This window comes from Tenacibaculum sp. L6, from assembly GCF_028823685.1.
Classification (GTDB): domain Bacteria; phylum Bacteroidota; class Bacteroidia; order Flavobacteriales; family Flavobacteriaceae; genus Polaribacter.
In genome coordinates this window covers 1-7,252 of record NZ_JAPEHZ010000089.1, presented here as the reverse complement: position 1 = coordinate 7,252, position 7,252 = coordinate 1, and the positions used below count along the sequence as shown (strand labels likewise).

General features: G+C 32.9%; 7 protein-coding genes. 2 read left to right on the top strand and 5 right to left on the bottom strand.

Annotated elements, in window-relative coordinates; genetic code table 11:
- The 4 genes from OU788_RS11480 to OU788_RS11465 all read right to left on the bottom strand — a co-directional run.
- The coding region (locus tag OU788_RS11480) for a hypothetical protein (protein WP_274635299.1) at window positions 1-229 on the bottom strand (229 nt) is incomplete at its 3' end.
- 5 nt (window positions 230-234) lie between these two features.
- Window positions 235-2,013: a hypothetical protein gene (locus OU788_RS11475; RefSeq protein ID WP_274635298.1), complete on the bottom strand. Its 1,779-nt coding sequence runs from the start codon at window positions 2,011-2,013 to the stop codon at window positions 235-237.
- Window positions 2,014-2,120: 107 nt separating this feature from the next.
- On the bottom strand, window positions 2,121-2,792 hold the full coding sequence (locus OU788_RS11470) for a hypothetical protein (protein ID WP_274635297.1): 672 nt from the start codon (window positions 2,790-2,792) through the stop codon (window positions 2,121-2,123).
- Between the two features lie 35 nt (window positions 2,793-2,827).
- Window positions 2,828-3,544, bottom strand: coding sequence for an NRDE family protein (locus OU788_RS11465; protein WP_274635296.1), 717 nt, complete (start codon window positions 3,542-3,544; stop codon window positions 2,828-2,830).
- Window positions 3,545-3,684: 140 nt separating this feature from the next.
- Here OU788_RS11465 and pruA point away from each other — a divergent pair, with 140 nt between their 5' ends.
- Window positions 3,685-5,310 carry an L-glutamate gamma-semialdehyde dehydrogenase gene (pruA, locus tag OU788_RS11460; RefSeq protein WP_274635295.1) on the top strand — a complete coding sequence of 542 codons (1,626 nt, stop codon included), beginning with the start codon at window positions 3,685-3,687 and terminating at the stop codon, window positions 5,308-5,310.
- Window positions 5,311-5,401: 91 nt separating this feature from the next.
- Here pruA and OU788_RS11455 read toward each other — a convergent pair whose 3' ends face one another.
- Entirely contained in the window at window positions 5,402-6,037 is a 636-nt protein-coding gene (locus OU788_RS11455; protein WP_274635294.1) for a YceI family protein, read from the bottom strand.
- Window positions 6,038-6,218: 181 nt separating this feature from the next.
- On the opposite strand from OU788_RS11455, the gene OU788_RS11450 reads away from it, so the two are divergent.
- On the top strand, window positions 6,219-7,252 hold a 1,034-nt coding region (locus OU788_RS11450), incomplete at its 3' end, for a DEAD/DEAH box helicase (RefSeq protein ID WP_274635293.1).

Here is a 7,252-nt window from a genome sequence, read left to right as displayed (position 1 = left end):
GTTTTTCTTTTACTGTAGATGATTTTTTAAAGTCTACCTGCGAAAGTGGATGCTCTAAAAAGCTAGTAAGTATATTGTATTCTATTTCTCGAATGTTAATATGGATAACCGTCTCTGCAGAAACAGGAACTTTTCCTGCATAAATTACGGTTGGATTGTATCTAAAAAACCCAACCGTAACTACAATACAGCATACTATTAAAAAGGTATATGCTATTTTTTTTATCATTCAGTTTATTTAGCTACCGAGTTGATAAATTTTAATAATAATTTTAAGGTGTTTTCTTCTGTACCTTGCGTTGAAAGTTTTAACTCAGAAGAAATGGTGTTTCCTTTCATTCTAGACACTCTAAACACAGCATCATTCATATTTTCAGTAGAAAAATGTAAGGCTTCTCTTTCTGATTTACTCATCCACTCATTTGGCACCTTCTTTAAAATTGCATTTGCATCAACGTACAATACTGTTGAATTGTTTCTAACCAACTTATCGTGTTTTTTAGTATTGAAATTTGTAGTACCGTTAGCAATATTTAATGCCCCAGTTTTAGAAGTTGTTAAATACAACACATCGTTTTTCACTACAGAATATAAACCAAATGGCAAGTCTGCTTTTTTAGTTACAAACTCAACTACATTATCCTGAATTTTTACAGCATTGTGCTTTGCTCCTATCTGATAAAACTTATTCAATAACTCTTCTTTTTCAGAACCAATCATTAATGTAAAATCTGGTACAAAATCTTCTTTTGTTTTTGTTACTTCTTTACGCTTGTAATCTTTATCGTACTCATAAGTAGTGTATTCAACTTCTTTTTTAGCAAAATCATTCAACACTAACAATGCATCTCCTGTAATTAATTCGCCAATCGCTTTTTCATCTATTACTAAAGAAAATAAATCTCCTACAATTTCAATTTCTTCTTGAAACTTAGGCAAAATACCTCCATACATTTTATTGATCAATTCTGGATACTGTTTTAACGTTTCTTCAGTATTTAAAGAAATACTCCAAAAAGCTAAAGCCTTATCATGATCGAAACTGTTAACCAAGTTACGGTTCATTCTCTTATTGTAAATCTTCTTAAAAGACTTGCTCATATCAGAACTAACCGCCATATCTAACAAAATTCTTGCATCATCTTTTTCAAAAAACAAGTTTGCAGTTACTTCTTCAACTCCATAAACATTTTGATTTCCTTCAGCATACAAAGGATAAAAGCTATTTCCAAAAGATTTAAAAATATCTGTCATTAACTCACCATAATTACGTACCCATAATGTTGCTGATGAATTTTTCTTTTTACTTTTTTGGAATTTTCTGTTTGAAGCAATTGATTTAGAATAGTTTTTGTTAAAAACATTCAATCCGTGTTCTTTTGACCATTCTCTGGCTAATCTTCTCTTGAAGTTATAATTGTATTCCCCTTCTTCTTTCAACTGCTCTAAACGCTCTTTGTTATCAGAGAAAAATGATGAAGACATACTTCCGTTTATAAGTAATAACGTGTGGTCATTCCAAATTTTAAAAGAAGAACGTCCTGCGATGTAACTATAATTTCCTTCCGTTTTAAGCTTCTTCTTTTCGCGCTCATACAACAAAGATTCAAACGTTTTTCTATCGTTTAACTCAACATAAAAGTTATGATACGAAATACTATCCGTCTTTGTTAAGAAATAATATGCGTTTGCATTAATATTCACACCTGCCTTAGCTACAGAAGAAACTTTATGCTTAATTACTCCATTCTCTTTACTTCTTTCTTCATTTTCATCAACAACTACCGCTTGAGACTTAACCTCGTAATTCCCATAATCTCTATTTAAATCTTTTAAAATCTCTCTTCCAATAGCATTATCATCAATATCTGACACATTGATTAACTTAAATAAGTTTTCTGTATTTGCAGAGATTAGCACATCAACATTCTCAGGTATTTTAGTCTCTAATTTTTGAGCTTGTATAACTGTAATTGTGTTTAAAAGCAGTAGTGTAGCAATAATTTTTTTCATGTGTTTGTTTTTACTTTTTAAAATCATAAGTAACCTTTGATGATTAAAGTAATCTTTATGCTTTCTATTTAAAAGACTCTTTTAACCATGTAGGTTTCATCCTGATTTTAATTCTCTAATTGTATTTTATTTTTGATTGTTTGTGTGTTCGATATAATATCTTGTGCTTGTAAATGCAGCATAATTGCTTTTTTACTTTTTGATATTCTTGCTTGGTTATTTTCAGTTGATTTTATAGATTCTTCAAATCGATAAACACTCGTGTAAGTTGCTGTTTCAAATACTTTACGATCTTGATTTTTTGTTTTTTGAAACTCTTTTCCTAAATCGAAATGATGACTACGAGTAAACGTTTTCTTTTCTTTATTATAGGTAAAGTGCTGATTCTTCTTAATCGCTTCTATATGCTTTTTTGAACTGAAATTAGAAATCACTTCATTCAAAGCTTCAACATTATCAAAATCACACGAAACAGTTACGATAAACTCGTTAAAATCTAACGTATTTTTTACATTGTGAACTCCTTTAGTCTGCTTTATTTTGTATACTATTTCGTTTACTTTATTTCTAATAGTAGTTTTAGATGGCACTTTGTAACCATTAATACTATCAAGCAACATTATTGAGGCTAATTTTGTTTTACTTTTACTTAAATTGATAGTTAATACAGCACTACCTGAACCATCTTTATTAAAGCTAACTTCTTCTACAAACTCAAAGCAACTTGTAAACAAAAAAGTAGAAATAAGTGAGAATAGCAATAGTAATCTTTTGTTCATATTAAATTTTTGGCAAAGATACCAAATAGGTTTAATTACGAACGAATGATTTCTTCTTGTATTGTGTTAATATTTGAATGCAAATCATAGTAAGTCATGGTAAGTTCATTGTCTTTTTTTACCACAGAAGTAATACTTACTGTTTCAACATAACTACGTTTCATTTTTAATGAAATTTCTGGAGTTCCTCTGGTTTCATCTTGATGAAAGTTAACGATATTTAACTTATTAATCTCTTGAGTAGTATTCAACCATTCTGAAAACCATTCTCTTCTTAATTGTTTCATTTCTTCTCCATATAAAGTTGAAGATGACCATATTTTAGGTTCACTACCTAACTCTTGAAAATATTTTTCAACTCCATCCCAAACCAACTCGTATGCTTTTAGTTCGTTTACCCAATCTACCAACACAATTGTAAATGGCTCTATTCCTTCAAAATTAAAATTCTCAATCATTTCAACAGGATTATCAACCTTTAGTAATTGCTTTACAATAACTCCCCTACTCATGCGGTACGACTCAGCTCTTTTGTGTTTGGTAAAACCTCCGTTCAACAAACAAATCAACCGGTGTTTTTCACTTAAACCAATCCATGTGCCACCTGCCAGTTCATCTTTAGGGTAAGTTAACTTCACTCCTTCTTCACAGTAAGTTTTTGGCGCAATTGTTTTACGCTTCGGATCTTCATCTCTATTAGAAGTTAAAATAAAATTATTATCCTTTAAAGGTAAATAAGTTACCGTACACATGTTGTTCTCCTTTTATTAAATTCAAGCCTTTTGTCCACCTAAATATTCCTAAAATAACCTTAACTTTGTCTTTTTAAGAAAGTTTTCAAAACTTTTCAATAACAAAGAAAGAAATTTAATTCAACAAATAACACACAAAAATGGGAAAAGGATTTTTTCACGTACCGACTGCCATTAATGAGACTGTAAAAGGATACGCTCCTGGATCTCCAGAGCGCGAAGCAGTTTCTAAACAATACAAAGAATATTTTAACGGATCTATGGATGTACCAATGTATATCGGTAGTGAAGAAGTTAGAACAGGAAAGACTGAAAACATGACTCCTCCTCACGATCATCAACATGTAGTAGGGCAATATCATGTTGGAGACAAATCGCACGCTGAAAAAGCTATCGCTGTTGCTTTAGAAGCTCGTAAAGAATGGGCACAAATGCCTTGGGAGCAAAGAGCTGCTATCTTTTTACGTGCTGCTGAATTAATCGCAGGTCCTTACCGTGCAAAGATTAATGCTGCAACAATGATTGCACAGTCTAAAACAGTTCATCAAGCAGAAATCGATTCAGCTTGTGAGTTAATCGACTTCTTACGTTTTAACGTAGAGTATATGACTGATATTTACAGTGAGCAACCTAATTCTGATGACGGAATTTGGAATCGCGTTGAATACAGACCATTAGAAGGATTTGTGTACGCTGTAACCCCTTTTAACTTTACTGCTATTGCTGGAAACTTACCTGCATCTGCAGCAATGATGGGGAATGTTGTAGTTTGGAAACCTTCTAGTAGCCAAGTTTTTTCTGCGAACGTAATTATGCAAATCTTTAAAGAAGCTGGTTTACCTGATGGTGTTATCAATTTAGTATTAGGAAATCCTGCTGATATTACTGAAGTTGTATTAGCTTCTCCTGATTTTGCTGGAATCCACTTTACAGGTTCTACAAACGTATTCCAAGATATTTGGAAGAAGATTGGAGAAAACATCCACATCTATAAAACATATCCAAAAATTGTTGGTGAAACAGGAGGTAAAGATTTTATCATCGCTCACCCATCAGCAAACGCTAAGCAAGTAGCTACTGGTATTTCTCGTGGTGCTTTCGAATTCCAAGGGCAAAAATGTTCTGCAGCTTCAAGAGTATACTTACCAAAATCATTAGCTGAAGAAACTTTAAATTATGTAAAAGAAGATATCGCTTCTTTTAAAATGGGTTCTCCAGAAGATATGAGCAACTTTATCACAGCTGTAATCCACGAAGGATCTTTTGATAAATTAGCTAGCTATATCGACCAAGCTAAAGCTGATGCTGATGCTGAAGTTATTGCAGGTGGTAACTACGATAAATCTAAAGGATACTTTATCGAGCCAACAGTTATCTTAACTACTAATCCTAAATACACGACTATGGAAACTGAATTATTCGGTCCTGTAGTAACTATTTATGTATACGAAGATGCTGATTGGGCTGAAACATTACAATTAGTTGATGGAACTTCTGAATACGCTTTAACAGGGGCTGTATTCTCTACAGATCGTTATGCAATTGCTGAAGCTACTAAGGCATTAGAAAACTGTGCTGGTAACTTCTACGTAAACGATAAGCCAACAGGTGCTGTAGTAGGACAACAACCATTTGGTGGAGCAAGAGCTTCAGGAACAAACGATAAAGCAGGATCTGCCCAAAACTTATTACGTTGGGTATCTCCTCGTTTAATCAAAGAAACATTTGTTTCTCCAACTGATTACCGTTACCCTTTCTTAGGATAGGATATTCCGATTACGGAACTCTATATAACTAAAAGCAACCTCACTTCGGCTACGCTCAGTAACCAAGTAGGTTGCTTTTTTATTTCCTTAATTAACTCAACTCAATTTTCATATTCAAATACAACCATTTTGTTGGTACATCTAATGATTGTCCGTTTACTAGCTTATCATAATCAATACCCCAATCCAATAAATTTACTTGACCTTGTAGTACTAATTCACTAGACATGCTTTCGTATGAATTTCTAATTCCTGTTGCAAAAAACTTCACTTCTTTTTCAACTCCTTTAATAGACATCGCACCATTAATTTGATACCAATCCACTCCCATCACATACACATTGGTCGTTTTAAACCTTATTTTTTCGTTGTTATCGCTAATAAAAACTCCTTTGGTTTTAACTCTTTCAGTTAAATCAGCCACATCACCTCTACATGCTTTAAATGAGTTAGGATCTACTTCAAAAGAAATACGCATATTTTCTAACGGATTTCCAGCATCCATTCGCACAGGAATTTCCACTTTTAAATCGTCTACAATACCTCCAAACGGTGTGCTACAATGTCCGTGTGTTACAAACATATTAATCGTTTGATTTTTTTCTGTTTTTTCAACCTCTGTTTTCTCTTTTATAGTAGGTACTGAAGTTTTAGTAGCATAACCACTAATAAAAACTACTGTTAACAATAACACTCCTAACAGAAGGCCTTTTTTTATACTATTCATAATTTCAAATTTTAAAGTTTCCTCAAAATTATCAGAGCCTATCGTGAAAAATGCAAATCAATTGTCAAAAAAGTGTAAAAAGTACCCTTAACAAGGTTTTTATACTTAGTTAGCTCTCTGAAATACTATAAAATAAATGTTTCATCATTCCTTTTAACCTACCTTTGCAAAAAATATTTTGATGCAGTTTTCAGACCTACAACTTAGCAAGTCTATCTTAAAAGCACTTACTGAAGAAAGACACCACAAACCAACTCCTGTACAAGAAGAAGTAATTCCATTAGTACTCGATAAAAAAGATGTAATTGTAACTGCACAAACGGGTACAGGTAAAACTGCTGCTTTTGCATTGCCTATCATTCATGAGTTGTCAAAAGAAGCAGATGTAGAGAAAAGAGCTAAAAAAATAAAAGCGCTAGTCATAAGTCCTACTCGCGAATTGGCAATTCAAATTCAAGAGAATTTTAAAGCCTACAGCAAATACACTAATTTAAGAACTACTGTTATTTACGGTGGCGTTGCTACACAACCTCAAAAAGATGTTTTAGAAAAAGGAGTGGATATTTTAATCACTACCCCAGGTCGTTTTATCGATTTGCACCAACAAGGTAGTATTGATGTTCGCCAATTAAAAACATTGGTGCTAGATGAAGCCGATTTAATGCTAGACATGGGCTTTATTGAAGATGTACAAAGAATTGAAGAATTATGTCCGCGTAAAAAACAGACCTTACTATTTTCTGCAACTATGCCTGATAAAGTAAGTGATTTGGCTAAGTCGATGTTGTACAAGCCTGAAAAAGTAGATATTTCTCCTGCGGAAACGACGGCAACAAACATTGGTCAATTGCTGTATTACACACCTAAAAAAAACAAGGTTGATTTATGTTTACACTTGCTTCGTAATACTATACATGGACGTATTATTATCTTCCGTCGTACCAAATTTGGGGTTGACAAACTAGAAAAAACGCTTCAAAAAAACGGATATAAAGTAACCAGTGTACACGGTGATAAATCGCAAAACTTACGAAATCAAGCTATCGAAGATTTCAAAAATAACAAAGCCAATATTTTAATTGCTACCGATCTTGCTGCTCGCGGAATAGACGTTAGCAAAGTTGATGCCGTAATTAATGTAGACTTACCAAACATTCCTGAAACCTACGTACATAGAATTGGTAGAACAGGTAGAGCAGGTAAATCTGGAGTCGC